Origin of the sequence: Streptosporangium sp. NPDC020145 (assembly GCF_040631275.1) — a bacterium.
Taxonomy (GTDB): Bacteria; Actinomycetota; Actinomycetes; order Streptosporangiales; family Streptosporangiaceae; genus Streptosporangium.
The window spans coordinates 247768-266132 of the sequence record NZ_JBEXZT010000008.1 but is presented as its reverse complement, the minus strand read 5'-3'; the positions used below and the strand labels follow the sequence as shown (position 1 = coordinate 266132).

Genomic DNA, 18365 nt, shown 5'->3' with positions numbered 1-18365 from the left:
CACGTGAGCACCCTGCGGGCCTCGGCCAGATGGGTCAGGGCCGACCTGAGGGCACGACGGGGGCAGGCGCTGCTGACCGTGCTCGCCGTCGCCGGGATCGTCACCGCCCTGATCACCGCGGCGACCCTCCTTGAGGACGGGACCAACCCCTGGCGGGGCCTGTTCACCGAGTCCAAGGGCGCCCACGTGTGGATCCACACCAGGGACGCCCCCCAGGTGGCGGCGCTGGCACGCCTCCAGGGGGTGGTCAGGGTCGCCGGGCCGTACCGGGCGGCGCCGGTGATGCTCACCATGAACGGCAGGCGGACGCCGGTCACGCTGCGCGGGATGGAGGCCAGGCCGCCGGACGTGGCCGTGCCGCTGGTCCGCGCCGGACGGTGGCTGCGCCAGGGGGACGACGACGGGGTGGTCGTCGAACGGTCCTTCGCCGAGGCGCTCGGCCTGCGGGTCGGCTCCTCGTTCACCGTGACGGCCCTCAACGGCGCGCTGCACCCGCTGAACGTGGTCGGCCTGGCGGACACGGCCGACCAGGGCTTCTACCCGGAGACGACGCCCGGCCTCGCCTGGACCCTCGGCACGACCCTCGTCAAGATCGAGCCCGCGCCCGGCCGCAGCGAGATGGTCACCGGGCTCAGGCTCGCCGACGGCGAGGACACCCTGCCGGTCGTGCACGGCGCGGTCACCTTGCTGGGCGGGCAGATCCAGCGCATGTCCACCTGGCGCGAGGTGCGCGCCTCGATGGAGCTGGACAACCGGCTGCTCGGCCTGCTGCTGGCGCTGTTCGGCGGCGTCGGCATGGTCGCCGCCGCCCTGGCCATCGCCAACGCCGCCGGCGGCCGAGTGCTCGGCCAGATCCGCGACCTGGCCACCCTCAAGTCCCTCGGCTACACCAGGGGCCAGATCTTCGGCCTGCTCATGGCCGAGCACGGCGCCCTCGGCATGATCGGCATCGCCGCCGGGCTCGTCTGCGGGCAGCTCGCCTCCTCCTTCGCGCTGCGGGGCGTGCCGATCCTGCCGCTCTCCCCGATGCCGCTGCTGGCCATCACCGCGGGCACCGCCGTGGTCGTCCTCGTCGCGGTGGCCCTGCCCGCCTGGCGCGGCGGCCGTACCGCGCCCATCCCCGCCGCCCCGGCCGCGCCGCTGCGGGGCCACCTGTCGCGCATGGCCAGACTCGCCCTCCTCGTACGGCTGCCGCCCGCCCTGGTGCTCGGCACCCGGGACGCCTTCAGCAGGCGGGCGCCCGCGTTCCTGAGCATCTTCGGCCTCGCGGTCCCGATGATGATGATCGTGGTCGGGCTCGGCTGCTGGGCCACCCTGGACGACTTCCTGAGCCACCCGGAGCGGGTCGGCCAGGCCGCGGCCCTCACCGTCCGCTCGGACCGGCTGCCGGCCGAGGACGTGGCCAGGCTGGCCAGGGCCGACCCGGACGTCGCGGCCGTCTATCCGGGCAGCGAGGTCGCCGCCCTCGAACCCGAGCAGACCAGAAGCGTGCTCGTGCGTGCCGTCGGCACCTCGGCGCAGCCGTACCCCTTCTCCGTGGTCGAGGGGCGGATGTTCACCGCAAGGGGCGAGGCCGTGGCCGGGCAGGGGCTGCTCGACCTGATGGGGGTGCGCATCGGCGACCGCGTCAGGATGACCGTCGGCGGCACACCGCTGATCGTGCACATCGTCGGCCGGGTGATCGAGCCCGAGCAGGACGGCGAGGTGCTCTCCCTGGGGCTGGACAGCCTGGCGGCGAAGGACGCCGTGCCACCGCAGTTCCACAGCCTGGTGCTGAGGGAAGGGGCCGACCCGGCGACGGTCAGGGCACGGCTGCTCGCGGCCTCGGGCGAGGCGCTGGAGGCGCGGCGGGTGGTCAACCCCGCCGAGCGGCTCTCGGTCATCCGCGGGGTGATCGTGGCGCTGATCGCCGTGCTCGCGCTGCTCGGCCTGGCCAACCTGCTGACCGCCAGCGCCCTGGGCCTGCGCGACCACGCGTTCGACCTGGCGGTCCTCAAGGCGATGGGCCTGACCCCGAGGCAGGTCGCCGCGACCCTGGTCACCGGAACCGGCCTGCTCGTCGTGCTGGGCGTCGTCACGGGAACCGCCGCCGGGGTCTCGGTCGTCGGCGGCCTGATCGACCTTCAGGGGCACAGCAGCGGCGTCGGGGCGGGCATCGGCCGTACGCCCTCCGCGCTCACCCTGGTCCTGGCGGTGCTGGCCGCGATCGGGGCGGCGCTGCTCGTCGCGCTGATCCCCGCGAGAAGAGCGGCCCGCGCCCGGGTGCCCGTCACGGCCCGCTGACACGCCGACGCCCGCCGCCCGGGATCACCGGACGGCGGGCGTCGGTACGCGGGGTCACCCCTGCAGGGAGAACCAGTAGAACCCGTGGCCCGGCAGGGTCAGCAGGTAGGGGAGCTCCCCGACGACGGGGAACGGCACGCCGCCCCTGGCCTCGACCGGCGTCATGCCCTCGAAACGACGCAGATCAAGCTCGACCGGCTGGGGGTACTTCGACAGGTTGTTGACGCACAGCATGACGTCGTCGCCGTCCTCGCGAACGTAGGACAGCACCGCGGGGTTGCTGGACCACAGCTCGTTGTAGACGCCGGTGCCGAAGACCGGGTGGTTACGGCGGATCTCCAGCATCCGCTTGGTGAAGTGCAGCAGGGAGGCGGGGTTGTTCTGCTGCGCCTCGACGTTGACCGCCTGGTAGCCGTAGATCGGATCCATGACGGCGGGCAGGTAGAGCCGTCCCGGGTCGGCGGTCGAGAACCCCGCGTTGCGGTCGGGGCTCCACTGCATCGGGGTGCGGACCGCGTCACGGTCCTCAAGCCAGATGTTGTCGCCCATGCCGATCTCGTCGCCGTAGTACATGACGGGGGAGCCGGGCAGCGACAGCAGCAGCGCGGTGAACAGCTCGATCTGGTCCCTGTGGTTCTCCAGGAGCGGGGCCAGGCGGCGCCGGATGCCGAGGTAGGCCCGCATCCGCGGGTCCTTGGCGTACTCGGCGTGCATGTAGTCGCGCTCCTCCTCGGTGACCGTCTCCAGGGTGAGCTCGTCGTGGTTGCGCAGGAAGATGCCCCACTGCGCGGTGTCGGGGAGCTTCGGGGTCCTGGACATGATCTCGGAGATCGGCTCGCGGCTGCCGCGCCGTACGGCCATGAAGATGCGCGGCATGAGCGGGAAGTGGAAGGCCATGTGGCACTCGTCACCGCCGACCGAGGGGTCGCCGAAGTACTCGACGACGTCCTCCGGCCAGCCGTTGGCCTCGGCCAGCAGCACCCGGTCGGGGAAGAGCCGGTCGACCTCGGCGCGGACCTTCTTCAGGTAGGCGTGGGTTTCCGGCAGCCCGGAACAGGTGGTGCCCTCACGCTCGAACAGGTACGGCACCGCGTCCAGCCGGAAGCCGTCGATGCCCAGGTCGAGCCAGAAGCGCAGCACCTCCAGCATGGCCTCCTGAACCGCGGGGTTGTCGTAGTTCAGGTCGGGCTGGTGGTGGAAGAACCGGTGCCAGTAGTACTGCTTGCGGACCGGGTCGTAGGTCCAGTTGGACTCCTCGGCGCCGATGAAGATGATCGGCGCGTCGGGGTAGCCGGTCGGCTCGTCGGCCCAGACGTAGAAGTCCCCGTAGGGCCCCTCCGGGTCGTGGCGCGAGGCCTGGAACCAGGGGTGCTTGTCACTGGTGTGGTTCATCACCAGGTCGGTGATGATGCGCAGCCCGCGCCGGTGCGCCTCCTCGATGAGCTGGATGAAGTCTCCGAGGTCCCCGAAGTCCGGAAGGATCTTCATGTAGTCGGAGATGTCATAGCCCCCGTCGCGCAGCGGCGACTCGTAGAGAGGCAGCAGCCACAAACAGTCCACGCCGAGCCACTGGAGGTAGTCCAGTTTCTCGATCAAGCCACGCAGGTCCCCGGTGCCGTCGCCGTTGGAGTCCTTGAACCCACGGACGAGCACCTCGTAGAAGACCGCTCGCTTGTACCACTGCGGATCGGCCGAGACGAAATCCTCGGGCACGGAATCCGGGCAGGGGGATGCATTCATCGTGTTCTCGCTCACAGTGAGAAAGGGCAGGACGAAGTCACCGGAGTGTCCGGCTCATGATGTTTGATGACTGCGCTGGGAGGAGCCGTCATCCCCACGTGCTCCATGCCCCCGGCGGACCGAATTCGTGGTTCGGTGCCATCCGTTGTGGCGCTTTCTGGGCCGAAGACTACCAGCCGTGTGAGTGCTGCGAAGCCCTCCCAAAGAGGTACCTCTCCCCGAGGGGACACGGAATCCCGTCAACTTAGCGTCGTCGGCGCGTAATCGTCCGCTCACCCAGTGTCCTTCGGTGTGAAGAACGCGATGATCAGGGCCCTGACCTCGGTGGACGACCCGCGCTCGGTACGGCCTCGCCGGGGGCGCCGCATGCCCTTGCACGCCGGGTTTTCGAGGGTGAAAACCGGCTTCCGTCCCCTCCCGCGTCCCGCTCCGGCGGTGGATTCGGACGCTCACCGAGAGTCATGTAAAGGTCGGACGATCCCCTCGCCTGGATATGCCATCAAAAGGCATGAATTTTTACCTTAAAAACACAAGAAGCCGTAAAATCTACATAAAGAGGATCAAGACCAGGGTGGGGTGAGTTCGGTCAGCCGGTTCTCGTAGTCGCCCAGCCACGCTCCGAACAGCACCAGGCTCCGCACCCAGAACCGGTCGTTCCACCCGTTGAACCGGGCCAGGGCGTCCGGCCCCTCGGCGACCACGGCGTGCAGCTGCTCCGACAGCAGGGTGGGCACCAGCTCCGCGACCCGGCCCAGCATGCGGTGGCCGTACTCCCTGGCGGGGGCGGCGGCCGAACGCAGCGGCACCCGGCGCAGCGGCTGCTTGACCACGTTGGTCGAGGGCAGGGCGGCGACCCGGGGGTTGGCCGCGTGCAGCAGCTCCCGGTAGAAGGCGCCCCGGGCCTTGCGGGCCACGCCGACCGAGAGCGCGGCGTCGAAGAAGGCCGGGTGCATGAACGGCGCCACGAAGGAGACCTCGGGGCCGACCAGGTTGACCGGGGAGCGGGCGATGCCCCGCGCCGTCCTGGTGTGCAGGACCGACAGCGGCAGCTCCGCCCGGTGGCCGTTCAGCATCGAGGTCGCCTGGGTGAACGCGGCCCCGACCGAGGAGGCGATCCAGTCCGCGGCCTCCTCGGCCAGGAACGGCACCGACGGGGTGCCCAGCGCCAGCGAACCGAGCAGCGCGGCCTTGCGCTCGGCCTGCGAGGAGGCCTCCAGGGCGGCCCCGCTGACCATGAAGTTCTTCAGCAGCGGGCCTCCGGCGAGCCCGTCGACCAGGGTGCGCCCCGCCCGGTGCACCTCCCTGGCGAAGGGGGAGTACCAGGCGTGGTGCGGGGTGAGGAACTCAAGGCGCCGCGCGACCGCCAGCGCGTCACCGGGGTAGGCGGCGGGGTCCTGCTCGATCACCCGGTGCGGTACGCCCAGCTCACGGGTGATCGCCTGGGCGAAGGGGATGTCGGTGTCGGTGCCGTCGTCCGGGCTGGTCGTCCACGACTCGACGTCGGCGCCCCTGGTCACCGCCACCGAGCACAGCAGCCGCGAGTCGTAGCCGCCGCTGACCGGCACCAGCAGGGGCCGCCCGTCGAACTCCTTGTAGACGTCGTGCAGGATCTCCAGGATCTCCCCGGCCGTGTGCCCGGCGTCCAGCGGCTCCTCCCGCAGCCACCTGGGCAGCTCCCGGCGGGTCGAGATCCGCCCCGTGGCCCGCTCGAAGACCAGCGCGCCGGCCCCGGCCAGCCGCCTGACCTCGGCGTAGGGGGTGTCGTCCCGCAGCGGGAAGGTCAGCTTGATGATCGAGGCCCAGGCGTCCCAGTTCACCTCGTACGGCGTGCGCGCCAGCGACAGCAGCGGTTCGAGCAGCGAGGAGAAGTAGACCGCGTCCCCGCGCATGACGTAGTAGACGTCGACCAGCCCGAGCCCGCCCGCGTGCAGGACGATCCGCTCGCCGTCGTCCATCAGCCCGGGCGTCTCGAACTCCTCGGCCACGGAGATCCACGACCCCGCCCCGACCGGTCTGCGCTCGCCCCAGGCGAAGGCCCACGTCCGCTCGTCCCGCCGGTACGGCGGCAGCGGCGCCGAGCTGAACAGCGCGGCCTCCGGCGTCCGCAGAGCGGGCCTGACCCGCGGTCCCGCGCTCCGCAGCGTCTCAAGGGCGGCCTCGTCGAGGTGACCGATGCCGCCGCAGACGTACGGCCTCACATTGAACGTCGGCCACTGCACCGTGCTGACTCCTCTGTGTCGCGATTGAGCAAAGGGTATCCTTTGCCCGGCTCAGAAAACGGAGGACGGCGTGGCGGACGAGCAATTGGAAAGCACCCGGCTGGCGTTGCGGGAGGCCATGGCCCAAGGAGAGCGGGCCGCTGAGCTGGCCAGGCTGCTCGCCGCGGCGGAGGCCAGGCTGGCCGAGGCACAGGACGCGACGGCCGAGCTGCGAGGTCTCCAGGAGCGGCTGGAGGAGGCCGAGGAACGGCTCCAGAAGGTCCAGGCGGCCGAGGAGAAGCTCCGCAAGGACCTTGCCGAGCAGCGCTACCAGGCCGAGGTGGCCAAGTGGAAGCTGTCCTCGGTGCAGGTGGCCCGCTGGTCCAGGCTCGGCGACGCGATCAGGACCGGCAAGAGCAACCCGGTACGGCTGGCCCGCGGGCTGCGCGGAGCCGCGAAACCCGCCAAGCGCCCCGCGGCGCCCAAACGGCAGCCGATCCCGCAGCGGGCCACCGGCAAGCCGGTCCCCGGCGCCTCCTTCCAGGCGACCACCTCGACCAGGACGGTCGGCGGCGCCTCGGTCAAGCTCAAGCCCTTCCGCGTGCCGACGGGCCCGAACACCCGACCGCACCTGACCGTCGCCGTCGTGGCCGAGCCGCACGCCGAGGCGCTGCTGCGCTACGAGTGGCGCCAGAGCACCGGCTTCACCCCGCGCGACTTCGCCAGGGTGCTGGCCGCAGAGGTGCCGCACCTGCTGCTGGTCGAGTCGGTCACCACCGGCCCCTGGGCCGAGGAGCTCGCGGGGGCCGGTGAGGGGCTGCGCGCGCTGCTGGCCTGGTGCGCCGAACGGGGCATCCGCACCGTCTTCTGGCACACCGGAGGCGAGGTGGCCGCCTTCTCCGCCGCCGCCTCGCTGTTCGAGCACATCGTCACCGCGCTGCCCAGGAGCGTGGGCGAATGGGGGGCGGCCCTGGCCTCCTGCGAGCCGGAACCGGGCCGTCGCACCCCCTCACTCGGGCTGCTGCCCTTCGCCGTGCAGCCCCGCGTGCACAACCCGCTGCCGCTGGCCGGAGACCGCTTCGACCGGGTGCTGACCCTGGAGGAGCTGCTCCCGGCACACCTGTCCTATCCCGACGTGCTCACCTCCTACCGCTGGCCGAAGGCCGTCGACTGCCCGCCGGGCACCGACCCGTGGCGGATGGCCGAGCTGGCCGCCTGCGGCACGCCGATCGCCGCCTCGCCCTTGGCGGCGCCCGCGCAGCCCGCCGAGCCCCTCCCGCTCGGCGCCACACCCGACACCGGCGCCGAGGCCCGCAGGGCGCACGCGGCGCTGCGCCAGGCCTACGCCTCGGGCACGATGAGCCAGAAGGTGGACGACCTGCTCGGCGTGGTCGGCCTGCCCAGCGCGCGCGCCACCCTGAACATCTCGGTGATCATGATCGACAGGGGCGACCTCGACCACACCCTCGCCCAGGTCGTGCCGCAGAAGGGCGTCATCCAGCTCGTCCTGCTCTCCGACGCCGAGGACGCCCTGAAGCGGGCCCGCGACGCCATGCCCACCGGGGTCGAGGTCGTGGTCCGTCCCGGCGACCCCGAGCTGACCACGGGCACCATGCTGAACCGGGCCCTCGACCTGTGCCAGGGCGACCTGGTCGCGGTCATGGACGCCCAGGACGTGTACGGCGAGCACTACCTGACCGACCTGGCCCGCGCCTTCCTGTTCACCACCGCCGACATCGTCGGCAAGGCCGCCTACTACGCCCACCTGCGTGACGTCGCCGCGACGGTGTTGCGCCAGCCGTCCGCCGAGTACTCCTACCTGCCCGAGGTCGCGGGAGCCACCCTGCTGGCCCGCCGGGCCGTACTGCGCGGGATCGGGTTCGCCGACGTCTCCGAGGGGTGGGACGAGGTGCTGATGCGGCAGTGCCGTACGGACGGGGTGAAGGTCTTCTCCGCCGACCGCTTCGGCTACATCCGCATGCGTGACCGTGACCGCTGGCTCCTCGGCTCCGCCCAGCTCGTCGACTACGGCCCCCCGGAGCCCCACGCCCTGGCCTGAACCGTACGGCCTGGCGTCGTCCCGAGAGGGGATCGTGGCTGTTCGAATACTCTGAGTCGTCGGGCGCGCTTGGGGTGACGTACAGCTCAAGATCGTTGCAGACTTCGGCGACCCGTCCATGGTGCTCGACACGCCCCGTGACCGCCGTACACGTTGACGGCGACGGGGCTTCGGTGGCGACACGTCGTTGAGCGCCCGACGGGTTCTCGCGGGGATGGAACCGGTGTGCTCGGGTATCGTGCCTTTCATGTCGAGCCCTGAGGCATCCAGGACGGGGGCTTTCGGTCACCCGTCAGCCCCCTGAACCACTCAAGACCCTGTCCCGCCGTACGGCGGTGGCGACAGGAGCGGCCGGGCCGCTGACCGCGGTGACGAGACGTCCCATCCGATCTCTCATCACCCCGGGGTCTCTCGATGCCTCTGCCCGTCTACCTGCTCTCCATGGCGATCTTCGCCATGGGCACGTCCGAATTCATGCTCGCCGGTCTGCTGCCGGACATCGCCGCCGACCTCGGTGTCCCGGTCGCGACGGCGGGGCTGCTCACCCCGGCCTTCGCCGCCGGGATGGTGGTGGGCGCCCCGCTCACGGCGGGACTCGCACGCCGCCGGCCACGGCGGGCCGGCCTGCTGGGCCTCCTCGGCCTGTTCCTGGTCACGCACGTCGCCGGTGCCCTCACCGGCGATTTCACGGTCCTGTTCGTCACCCGGTTCCTCGCGGCGCTCGCCAACGCGGGCTTCCTGGCGGTCGCGCTCACCACGGCCACCGGGATGGTGCCCGCCGACCGGAGGGGCCGGGCCCTGGCCGTCCTGCTGGGCGGCGTCACGATCGCGACCGTTGCCGGGGTCCCGGGAGGCGCCCTGCTGGGGACGCTGCTCGGCTGGCGCGCCACCTTCTGGGTGGTCGCGGCGCTGTGCGTGCCCTCGGCGCTCGGTGTGGTGCTCGGCGTCCCCCCGGGTACGGCGCGGCCCGACGGACCGGTTCCCGACCTGCGCCGAGAGCTCGCCGAGCTGCGGCGCCCCAGGCTGGTGCTGGTCCTGTCGCTGGGCGCGCTGGTCAACGCCGCGACCTTCGGCACCTTCACCTTCCTGGCCCCGATCGTCACCGGTGTCGCCGGGCTCGACCCGCTGTGGGTCCCCGTCGTGCTGGTGCTGTTCGGCCTTGGTTCCTTCATCGGAGTCACCGTCGCCGGGAGGCTGTCCGACCGGAGGCCCGGCCTGGTCGTCGCGGTCGCCGGGCCGTCGCTGCTCTGCGGCTGGGTCGTCCTCGGACTCACCGCCGTCCATCCGGCCGCCCTGCTGGTCCTGGCCCTCGTCCAGGGGGCGCTCTCCTTCGGCCTTGGGAGCACGCTGATCGCACGTGTGCTCCACGAGGCTCCGGGGGCACCCACCATGGCGGGGTCCTACGCCACGGCCGCCCTCAACGTCGGAGCCGTCGCCGGTCCGGCCCTCGCCGCGGCCACCCTGGCAACCGGCTCCGCAGGAACGGGCCCCGTCTGGGTCAGCGGCGCCCTGGTCGCGACCGCGCTCCTGCTGGTCCTGCCGTTCCGCCGGGTGGTCGTCCGGCCGTGAGCCGTTCGGGGCCTTAGGCTGCCGGGCGTGACGGTTGATCAGCTCGGGGCGCCGCCCGTGCCCGGGGGCATGGGAGCGGGCGGCGCTCTGCGTTTCAGTCACCGTGCGAATTTCAACCAGGACGCCGGTCCTCTTTTCCGTCGTCCGGCAAAGAAACGGAGAAGAGATCTCTGTAACGTGAGATATCGCTGAAGCCTCTTGTGTAAAGACTTGTCTCCGAGGACAGATCGTCATACAGGGCGGCCCGAACGTCCGCGGTTCCGAGGAATTTCCATTCCACGGTCTCTCCGTACTGGTTCCTGTACGACGTCTCCTCCTCGCGGCCCATCGCCTCGGCGGCCGCGTGGGCCTTCTCGTCCGACTCCTCGTACAGGACGACGAAGTCCTCGGTGTACTCAGAAGGAGTGCGGCCGTCCTTCACGATGACCTCGAAAACCAGGATCGCCATATAAGGAAGCCGGCTCATCTGGACTCCTGTCGCATTTCCTGTGTGTCTCGCGGGGCGTCCTGCTCCAGGGTGCGGACGACGATGAGCTTTTTCAACCTGGTTTCGCGGGCCGTGGACGCGACGCGGTGTACGGCATCTCATCGAAAAAGAGGAGATCCCCTGGTGATGCGGGTCGCTGTCACAGGCGGCGCCGGTCACGCATGGCCGTCACCGAATCCGCGGTGGTCGCGTTCCCCGGTGCCTTCGCGTCACGGCCTCAGGCCGGGAGACGGACGTCGGTACGGGAGTCCACACGCCACCGCGCGGCCCCCGCGAGTCACGGCCTTACTAGGCTGCCGTGCATGACGCCGGGTCAGCTGGACGAGGTCCTCGGTACGCCGCCGGTCCCGCGTGGGACGTGGGAGAAGGAGGCGCTGTACGTCTCGGCGGCTGCGCTTCGAGGGCGGGAGGAGCCCGAGGCGCTGGCGGCGCGGGTGCGGGCCCTGCCGGGGGTCGCCGAGGTCCGGGTACGGCCCGGCGGCTTCCTGGAGATCGTGGTCACGGCCCCCGGGGAACTGCTGACCGAGATCGGGGCCGCCGGGGCGGTGGCTCCCTCCCCGGGAACGGGGTCGCCGTGGCCCGACTTCCCCAGGACGTGGCGGAACCCGGGGTTCACGGTCAGATACGCCTGCGTCAGGGCGGCGGCCGTACAGCGTTGGGCGGACGAGCTGGGGGTCGGGGGTCCGTTCCTGCCCGAGCTGCTGGACGGGCGGCAGGACAGGGCGGTGCTCAGGTTGCTCGCCGAGCTGTACGGCAGGCGCGGCAGCCGTGACCCCGGCTGGGCCGCCTACGCCGAGCAGCTCGCCCTGGCCTACCACGACGCCTTCGAGCACGCCCCGGCGTTGCCCGCCGGGGATGAGGAGCCCACGGCGCTGCACACGGCCCGGGTACGGCTGGCGCAGGCCGTACGAGAGGTGCTGACCGAGGCGTTGGCCGCAGTCGGCGAGACAGTTCCCGACAGATTGTGATAAATCCGGTAGTTCAGGAAGACCATAAGGGGGACGGGTGGGAACCGGATTACGGCGCCGGGGCATCGTCGGGTGGGTGCCGGTGGTCCTCATCGTCCTGGTGATCGTCGCCGGTGCCGTCTACATCATCAACAACCTGGAGAAACCGGCCGAGCCCGTACGGGCGGCGGCCGTACCCATGGCGTCCACGGCGTCCCCAACGCCCACGCCGACCAAGCCCGCGTGGTTGCGGGTCTCCCACAAGTCCTACCGGGGACTCGGTCCAATGGACGCCTCGTGCGACCTGCCGGGGCCGCTGAGGGACTCCCTGATGCTCGGCACCGAGCCCGAACCGGCGCTGCGGGCCCTGGCGCTCTGCCTCGACCGCATGTGGGCGGACACGCTGGCGAAGGTGGGGGTCGACTACGTCAAACCCGAGGTGCGTCTGGTCCACACCCAGGAGGAGGCGGCCTGCGCGTCGCTCGCCTTCGAGTGGGGCGGGATCTACTGCCCGGGGAAGAACGTGATCAACGTGATGATCACGGACGGGGATTCGACCTCCTGGTTCACGCTCGCGCACGAGTACGCCCATCACGCGCAGTTCATCGGCGCGATCACCGACAGGTGGATGACGCGGCCTCGCGATGATGACATCGTGCGTCGCTCCGAACTGCAGGCCAGTTGCCTGGCCGCGGTGACGCTGCGCACCGCGCTGCCGGAGGAGCTGGAATTCATGCGGAAGGCGTACACGGCGGCCATCGGGACGAAGGTGGAGCCCGGGAAGGCCGAGGAGACGGCGGCGATCCTGCGCACGCACGGCTCCTGGGCGCACAACGCCGCCTGGATAAAGCGGGGAGAACGCCAGGGAACGGTGGCCTCCTGTGACACCTGGGTCGCCCCCGCCAGACAGGTGTCCTGACGGCGGAACCGTCCACGAGCACAAAAATATCCTCCTATACCCCTAGAAACCGTGAAAAATACGCGGTTTTTAGGATGATCACGTCTCGATACGTGGGCACGCGTCCCATGGGGATCACCGGGTCCGATAGCCTCGATAGGGTGAGTCGATTCGCCCATCCCGCCGGTGACCGGCACGCCGAAGTGCTGCCCGAGGACCGCCCTCCCCACGTACCCGCCGACCTGAACACGCTCGACCCCACGATCTGGCCGCGAACGGCCGGCCGCGTCGACGGTTCGGTGACGATCGGCGGCGCGGACGTCAGGGATCTGGTGGCACGGCACGGCAGCCCGCTCTACGTGGTGGACGAGGAGGACTTCCGCTCCCGCTGCCGCGACTACCGGGAGGCGTTCGCCGGAGGCGAGGTCCACTACGCGGGCAAGGCGTTCCTGTGCCGCGAGGTCGCCCGCTGGATCATGCAGGAGGGCCTCGGCCTCGACGTGTGCAGCGCCGGTGAGCTGGCCGTCGCGCTGAGCGTCGGCTTCCCGCCCGAGCGGATCACGATGCACGGCAACAACAAGTCCCCGGCCGAACTGGAGAAGGCCGTCGAGGTCGGCGTCGGGCACATCGTGGCCGACTCCTTCGAGGAGATCGCCCGCCTCGGCTTCCTCGCCGACAAGCACGGCAGGCGCCCCCAGGTCATGATCAGGGTGACCGTCGGCGTCGAGGCGCACACCCACGAGTTCATCGCCACCGCGCACGACGACCAGAAGTTCGGCTTCTCGCTGAGCAGCGGAGCCGCGGCCGAGGCGGCCAGGCGCATCCTCGCCCTGCCCCAGCTCGAACTGGTCGGCCTGCACTCCCACATCGGGTCCCAGATCACCGACACCGCCGGGTTCGAGGTGGCCGCGCGCCGCCTGGCCACACTCCTGGTGCAGATCAAGGAGGAGCACGGCGTCGTCCTGCCCGAGCTCGACCTCGGCGGCGGCTACGGCATCCCCTACGTCGAGGGCGACGTCGCCCCCGACGTCAAGGAGATCGCCGACGGCCTGCGGGAGATCGTGACCAAGGTCGCCCAGACCGCTGGGCTGCCCGTCCCCAAGCTGACCGTCGAGCCGGGGCGCGCCATCGCGGGCCGGGCGGGCGTGACCCTCTACGAGGTCGGCACGATCAAGGACGTCGAGGGGCTGCGGACCTACGTCAGCGTCGACGGCGGCATGAGCGACAACATCCGCACCGCGCTCTACGGGGCGGAGTACACCGCGCGGCTCGCCTCGCGCGAGAGCACGGCCGAGCCGATGCTCTCCCGCCTGGTCGGCAAGCACTGCGAGAGCGGTGACATGGTCGTGCGTGACCTGTGGCTGCCGGGAGACCTGGCCACCGGAGACCTGATCGCCGTCGCGGGCACCGGCGCCTACTGCCGCTCGCTCGCCAACAACTACAACTACCTCCCCAAGCCCGCCGTCGCCGCGGTCAGGGACGGGGAGTCCCGCGTGATCGTCCGCCGCGAGACCGAGGACGACCTCCTGAGGGGACAAGCGTGAAACGATCCGGAAACGAGAAGAGGAGTGCGGCCGTATGGCTCTGAAAGTTGCCCTCCTCGGATGCGGCGTCGTCGGTTCCCAGGTGATCCGGCTGATGCACGAGCAGGCCGACGACCTGGCCGCACGTATCGGGGCACCGCTTGAGGTGGCGGGCGTCGCCGTACGGCGCATGGGCCGCAGGCGGGACACCGACGTGGACCCCGCGCTGTTCACCACCGACGCCGAGGCCCTGGTCACCCGGGACGACGTGGACATCGTGGTCGAGGTGATCGGCGGCATCGAACCGGCCAGATCGCTCATCCTGGCCGCGATGAACAGCGGCAAGTCGGTCGTCTCGGCGAACAAGGCCCTGCTGGCCGAGGACGGCGCGACCATCCACGCCGCGGCCAAGGCCAACAACGCCGACCTGTACTACGAGGCGGCCGTCGCGGGTGCGATCCCGCTGCTCAGGCCGCTGCGCGAGTCGCTCGCCGGTGACCACGTGCACCGGGTGCTGGGCATCGTCAACGGCACGACGAACTACATCCTCGACAAGATGGACTCCTCGGGCGCCTCCTTCTCCGACGCGCTTGAGGAGGCCCAGGCGCTCGGTTACGCCGAGGCCGACCCCACGGCCGACGTGGAGGGCTTCGACGCCGCGGCCAAGGCCGCCATCCTGGCCGGGATCGCCTTCCACAGCCGGGTGACGGCCGCCGACGTGCACCGCGAGGGCATCACCGAGATCACCGCGGCCGACGTGGCCAGCGCCAAGGCCATGGGCTACGTCATCAAGTTGCTGGCGATCTGCTCCCGTTCCGACGACGGGCGTTCCTTCGGCGTCCGGGTGCACCCGGCCATGATCCCCAGGACGCACCCGCTGGCCGGGGTGCGCGAGGCCTACAACGCGGTCTTCGTCGAGGCGCGTTCGGCGGGGCAGCTGATGTTCTACGGCGCGGGCGCCGGTGGGGCCCCCACCGCGAGCGCGGTGCTCGGCGACCTCGTGGCCGTCGGGCGTAACCGCCTGGCCGGGACCAGGGGCCCGGAGGAGTCCACCTACGCCGACCTGGGCGCGCACGCGATGGGCGAGACCGTCACGCGTTACCACGTCTCCCTGGACGTCGCCGACAAGCCGGGTGTCCTCGCCCGGGTCGCCGACATGTTCGCCAAGCAGGACGTCTCCATCCAGACCGTCCGGCAGGAGGGGCACGGCGACGACGCACAGCTCGTCCTGGTCACCCACCGGGCCAGCGACGCGGCCCTCTCGGCGACCATCGAGGGCCTGCGGGAGATGGACATCGTCCGTGACGTGGTGAGCGTCATGCGCGTCGAGGGTGAGGACGCCTCCTGACGAGGCCGAAGAGCGCCCTTCCCGGCGACGGGGAGGGCGCCTGCGTCGTAGGGGAGGGCGGGCCGTCGTGAGGATCGCATACCGGCTGGGCGCGCCGGCGGTCGCGCTGGCCGTACTGGCCGGGGCACTTCCCGCCAGAGCCGAGACCGCCGAGACCGCCGGGAAGGTCAGGACCGTCGTCTCGCTGACCTTCGACGACGGGGACGCCACCCACGTGGCTGCGGCGCGTCTGCTGGAGCGCAGAGGGATGCGGGGAACGTTCTACGTCAACTCCGCGACCGCCGGACGCGCGGGCAAGCTGACCCGCAAGCAGGTCGTCGCGCTGGCCCGGGCGGGGCACGAGGTCGGCGGCCACACCCTGACCCACGTCCGGCTGGACGAGCTGACCCGTGCCGAGCAGCGCGGGCAGATCTGTGACGACCGCAGGAGGCTGCTCGCCTGGGGGCTGCGTCCCGTCACCCTCGCCTACCCCTTCGGCGCGGTCGACGCCCAGGCCAAGAAGGTCGCGCGGGGATGCGGCTACGACGCCGCCCGCACGGTCGGCGGCCTGCGGCAGTGGAGCTGCTCCGGCTGCCCGGAGACCGAACCCCGGCGCCCCCGGGACCGGTACGGCATCCGCACCCCGGGCTCCGTCCGTGAGGACACCTCGCTGCGGCAGCTGAGACAGCTGGTCCTCAACGCGGAACGGGCCGGTGGCGGCGTCCTTCCGCTGGTGTTCCACCGGGTCTGCGACGACTGCGGCCTCTACTCGGTGCCGCCGAAGGTTCTGGACGGCTTCCTGGCGTGGCTGGCGGCCCGCGAACGCCGTGGCACGGTCGTCATGACGCTGCGGGACGCGGTCGGCGCCCGCGGCTGACCGTACTGTGGACCGTCACGGTGGGCCTGTCAGCCCGTCACGGGGCGGGCGGTGAGCGTGAGGAAGACGTCGTCGGGGTCGGGGGCGTGGACCGAGAGCCCGTCCACGGCGAGCAACTGGTGGTCGATCCTGTCGAGAAGGGCACGCAGGGAGCCGACGCTGCCGTCGTTCGGGACCCGCAGGGTGAACGCCTCGTCGTCGCCGGGCACGCCGCCCAGGACGCGCACGGCCCATTCGAGCTCCTCGGCGTCGGCGAAACGCAGGTGGGCGTGGCCGCAGGAGGCCAGGCGCCCCAGCTCCCGCGGGGTCCCCTCGGCGACGATCCTGCCCTGGGACAGGACCGCGACCCGGTCGGCCAGCTCGCCCGCGTCCCGTGGGTGCCGCGTCGTCAGGAAGACCGTGACGCCCTCCGCGGCGAGATCGCGCAGGACCCGCCGTACGGCACGGCGGCCACTCGGGTCGAGCCCGCCGGTCGGCTCGTCGAGGAGGACCACCTCGGGGGAGCCGACCAGGGCCGTCGCGATGCCGAGCCGGTGCCGCATGCCGCCGGAGTAGGCGGCGACCGGTATTCCTGAGGCCTCTGTGAGACCGAGGCGGCCGAGCAGGTCGGCGGCGCACCGCGCGGCCTCGGCGTGGTCGAGCCCGCGCCGCCGTGCGACCGCGAGCAGGTTGTCCTCACCGGTGAGCGAGTCGTCCAGGGGGGAGCGGCGGCCCACGTGCTCCCCGGTGATCCGCACCAGGCCTTCGTCGGCCCCGGTCACCCCGGACAGGATGCGGATCACCGTGGTCTTGCCCGAGCCCTCGGCGCCGAGCAGCGCGAAGACCGTCCCCGAGGGGACCTCAAGGTCGACGCCGTCCAGGACGGTCCTGTCGCCGAACGACACGCGCAGCCCGGACGCCGAGATCGCGAAATTGTGCATTCTGTCCCTCGTTTCGCCTTTCAGGACTTCAGGAACGGTGGATCACGACGTCGCCGTAGTGGGTGCGGGCACGCACCTCGACGGTCTCGTCAGAGGGGGAGGGGCCGTCCACGGCCTCCAGGGTGTTGCGCACGCTGCCGTAGGGCGTGCTCAGGTCGAGCCAGGCGGCGGTTCCCTCCCGGATGCCGACCTTCAGCTTGCCGTAGGAGGTCTCCAGGACCACCGACCCGCGTACGGCCTCACCGATGCGGATGTCTCCGGAGACCGTCCTGGCGTCGACGCCGGCCAGCGCGCGGCCCACGGTGATGTCGCCGTAGGCCGTGTTCAGCCGCAGGTCGCCGGTGACCTCGCCGATGGTGATGCCGCCGTTGGCGGTCCTGACCATCGCGGGGCCGTCGATCTCGCCGATCCTGATCTCACCGTTGGAGGTGGTGACCTCGGTGCGCCCGACGGAGCGGATCACCGTGATGTCGCCGTCGGCGGTGTTCAGCCGCAGTTCGCCGGTCTGGCCGAGCCAGATGTCGCCGGAGACCGTGCGCAGCGTGGACTCGCCGAGCCGCCCCTCGCAGTGGAGGTCGGCCATGGCGCTGACGTCGACGCGGGAGCCCTCGGGCAGGTCGATGACGACCCTGACCGAGCCGTCCCACCCGAGCAGCGAGCCGATCCTGGTCTTGGGGGCCTTGACCAGGAGCCTGCCCTGGTCGTACTCGACCCGGGTCTGCTCGGCGGCCCTGATGTCGGCGCCGCCGTGCTCGTCGGCGGGCTGCACGTCGACGACCGTGTCCGCGCGTTCGGCGGCGTTGAGCCGGATGTGGCCCGCCCCGATGTCGATGACGACGAAGATCGGTTCCGGGGTGTCGAAGGTGGGCATGGCGCTCTCTTCCTGACGGTCGGCTACCGCACCCAGCCGGTGTAGCGCCGTTCGCCCCGCTGGGAGACCCGGGGAGGCGGCGAGGGGCGGGCCCCGGCCTCCAGGGCGGCGGAGACGGCGCGGACCAGCCAGGCGTTGACCGAAAGCCCCTCCTTGCCCGCCGCCTCCTCGATGCGCGGCTTGAGGTGCTCGGGGACCCGCAGGGACAGGCGTGTCGTGCCGCCGTCCTCCGCCTCGGGCGAGGTGGGGGCGGGGCCCTGGGCGGTGGGCGCCCCGGCCTCGAAGCCCTCCTCGAACGGCCTGGCCGCCGGAGGAGGCGTCACCACGAAGTCGGGGTCGCGTCTGCGCAGCCGTACCTCGACGGAGCCGGGGGCGAGGTCGCGGCTGATCTCGTCGGCGGCGGTGGACAGCGCCTCAAGCAGGACGAGCCTGGTGGTCGACTCAAGGGCGGAGGTGAGCTGCCTGGCGGCGGCGCGCACCTCCTCGCCGCCTGTCTCCGCGACGACCGTGAGCTCGCGGCGCAGGTGATCGACGTAGGGCGTCAGGTCCATGACGCCACTATGACGCCACGATGGCGCCATGGCAAGTCCGCGGTGGTGTCACCATGGCGCCGTTCCGGGCATGCCAGGGGGAAAGCCAGGCGTGTCAAGGGGAAAGCAGGGGAAG

At 71.3% G+C, this 18365-nt stretch carries 14 protein-coding genes; 8 read left to right on the top strand and 6 right to left on the bottom strand.

The window, feature by feature from the left end; all coding sequences use genetic code 11:
- Window positions 1-3: 3 nt before the first annotated feature.
- Window positions 4-2283, top strand: a complete 2280-nt coding sequence (locus tag ABZ463_RS17975; protein WP_362777154.1) for an FtsX-like permease family protein — start codon at window positions 4-6, stop codon at window positions 2281-2283.
- 54 nt (window positions 2284-2337) lie between these two features.
- Here the strand turns inward: ABZ463_RS17975 and treS are convergent, their stop codons facing one another.
- On the bottom strand, window positions 2338-4023 hold the full coding sequence (gene treS / locus ABZ463_RS17970) for a maltose alpha-D-glucosyltransferase (RefSeq protein ID WP_352009691.1): 1686 nt from the start codon (window positions 4021-4023) through the stop codon (window positions 2338-2340).
- Window positions 4024-4583: 560 nt separating this feature from the next.
- Window positions 4584-6242 (bottom strand): asparagine synthetase B family protein, encoded by a 1659-nt coding sequence (locus tag ABZ463_RS17965; protein WP_362777152.1) that lies wholly within the window; start codon window positions 6240-6242, stop codon window positions 4584-4586.
- 70 nt (window positions 6243-6312) lie between these two features.
- On the opposite strand from ABZ463_RS17965, the gene ABZ463_RS17960 reads away from it, so the two are divergent.
- Together ABZ463_RS17960 and ABZ463_RS17955 are read left to right on the top strand one after the other, a co-directional pair.
- Window positions 6313-8280, top strand: coding sequence for a glycosyltransferase (locus ABZ463_RS17960; RefSeq protein ID WP_362777150.1), 1968 nt, complete (start codon window positions 6313-6315; stop codon window positions 8278-8280).
- 414 nt (window positions 8281-8694) lie between these two features.
- On the top strand, window positions 8695-9849 hold the full coding sequence (locus tag ABZ463_RS17955) for a Cmx/CmrA family chloramphenicol efflux MFS transporter (RefSeq protein ID WP_362777147.1): 1155 nt from the start codon (window positions 8695-8697) through the stop codon (window positions 9847-9849).
- 112 nt (window positions 9850-9961) lie between these two features.
- Here the strand turns inward: ABZ463_RS17955 and ABZ463_RS17950 are convergent, their stop codons facing one another.
- On the bottom strand, window positions 9962-10315 hold the full coding sequence (locus ABZ463_RS17950; RefSeq protein ID WP_362777144.1) for a DUF4288 domain-containing protein: 354 nt from the start codon (window positions 10313-10315) through the stop codon (window positions 9962-9964).
- 323 nt (window positions 10316-10638) lie between these two features.
- Here ABZ463_RS17950 and ABZ463_RS17945 point away from each other — a divergent pair, with 323 nt between their 5' ends.
- The 5 genes from ABZ463_RS17945 (at window position 10639) to ABZ463_RS17925 (ending at window position 15908) form a co-directional block, all read left to right on the top strand.
- Window positions 10639-11304 carry a DALR anticodon-binding domain-containing protein gene (locus ABZ463_RS17945; protein WP_362777141.1) on the top strand — a complete coding sequence of 222 codons (666 nt, stop codon included), beginning with the start codon at window positions 10639-10641 and terminating at the stop codon, window positions 11302-11304.
- 37 nt (window positions 11305-11341) lie between these two features.
- Window positions 11342-12202: a neutral zinc metallopeptidase gene (locus ABZ463_RS17940; protein WP_362777138.1), complete on the top strand. Its 861-nt coding sequence runs from the start codon at window positions 11342-11344 to the stop codon at window positions 12200-12202.
- Window positions 12203-12342: 140 nt separating this feature from the next.
- A complete protein-coding gene (lysA, locus tag ABZ463_RS17935; protein WP_362777136.1) occupies window positions 12343-13725 on the top strand; it encodes a diaminopimelate decarboxylase in 1383 nt (460 codons plus the stop codon).
- Between the two features lie 34 nt (window positions 13726-13759).
- A complete protein-coding gene (locus ABZ463_RS17930; protein WP_352009683.1) occupies window positions 13760-15052 on the top strand; it encodes a homoserine dehydrogenase in 1293 nt (430 codons plus the stop codon).
- Between the two features lie 67 nt (window positions 15053-15119).
- On the top strand, window positions 15120-15908 hold the full coding sequence (locus ABZ463_RS17925) for a polysaccharide deacetylase family protein (RefSeq protein WP_352009682.1): 789 nt from the start codon (window positions 15120-15122) through the stop codon (window positions 15906-15908).
- Window positions 15909-15937: 29 nt separating this feature from the next.
- On the opposite strand, the gene ABZ463_RS17920 is transcribed toward ABZ463_RS17925, so the two are convergent.
- From ABZ463_RS17920 to ABZ463_RS17910, 3 genes are read right to left on the bottom strand one after another with little or no spacing between them, the layout of a single operon-like run.
- Window positions 15938-16828 (bottom strand): ABC transporter ATP-binding protein, encoded by an 891-nt coding sequence (locus ABZ463_RS17920; RefSeq protein WP_352009681.1) that lies wholly within the window; start codon window positions 16826-16828, stop codon window positions 15938-15940.
- Window positions 16829-16856: 28 nt separating this feature from the next.
- Window positions 16857-17699, bottom strand: coding sequence for a DUF4097 family beta strand repeat-containing protein (locus ABZ463_RS17915; protein ID WP_352009680.1), 843 nt, complete (start codon window positions 17697-17699; stop codon window positions 16857-16859).
- A 23-nt stretch (window positions 17700-17722) separates the two neighbouring features.
- Entirely contained in the window at window positions 17723-18250 is a 528-nt protein-coding gene (locus ABZ463_RS17910; RefSeq protein WP_362777131.1) for a toxin-antitoxin system HicB family antitoxin, read from the bottom strand.
- Between the last annotated feature and the right edge of the window lie 115 nt (window positions 18251-18365).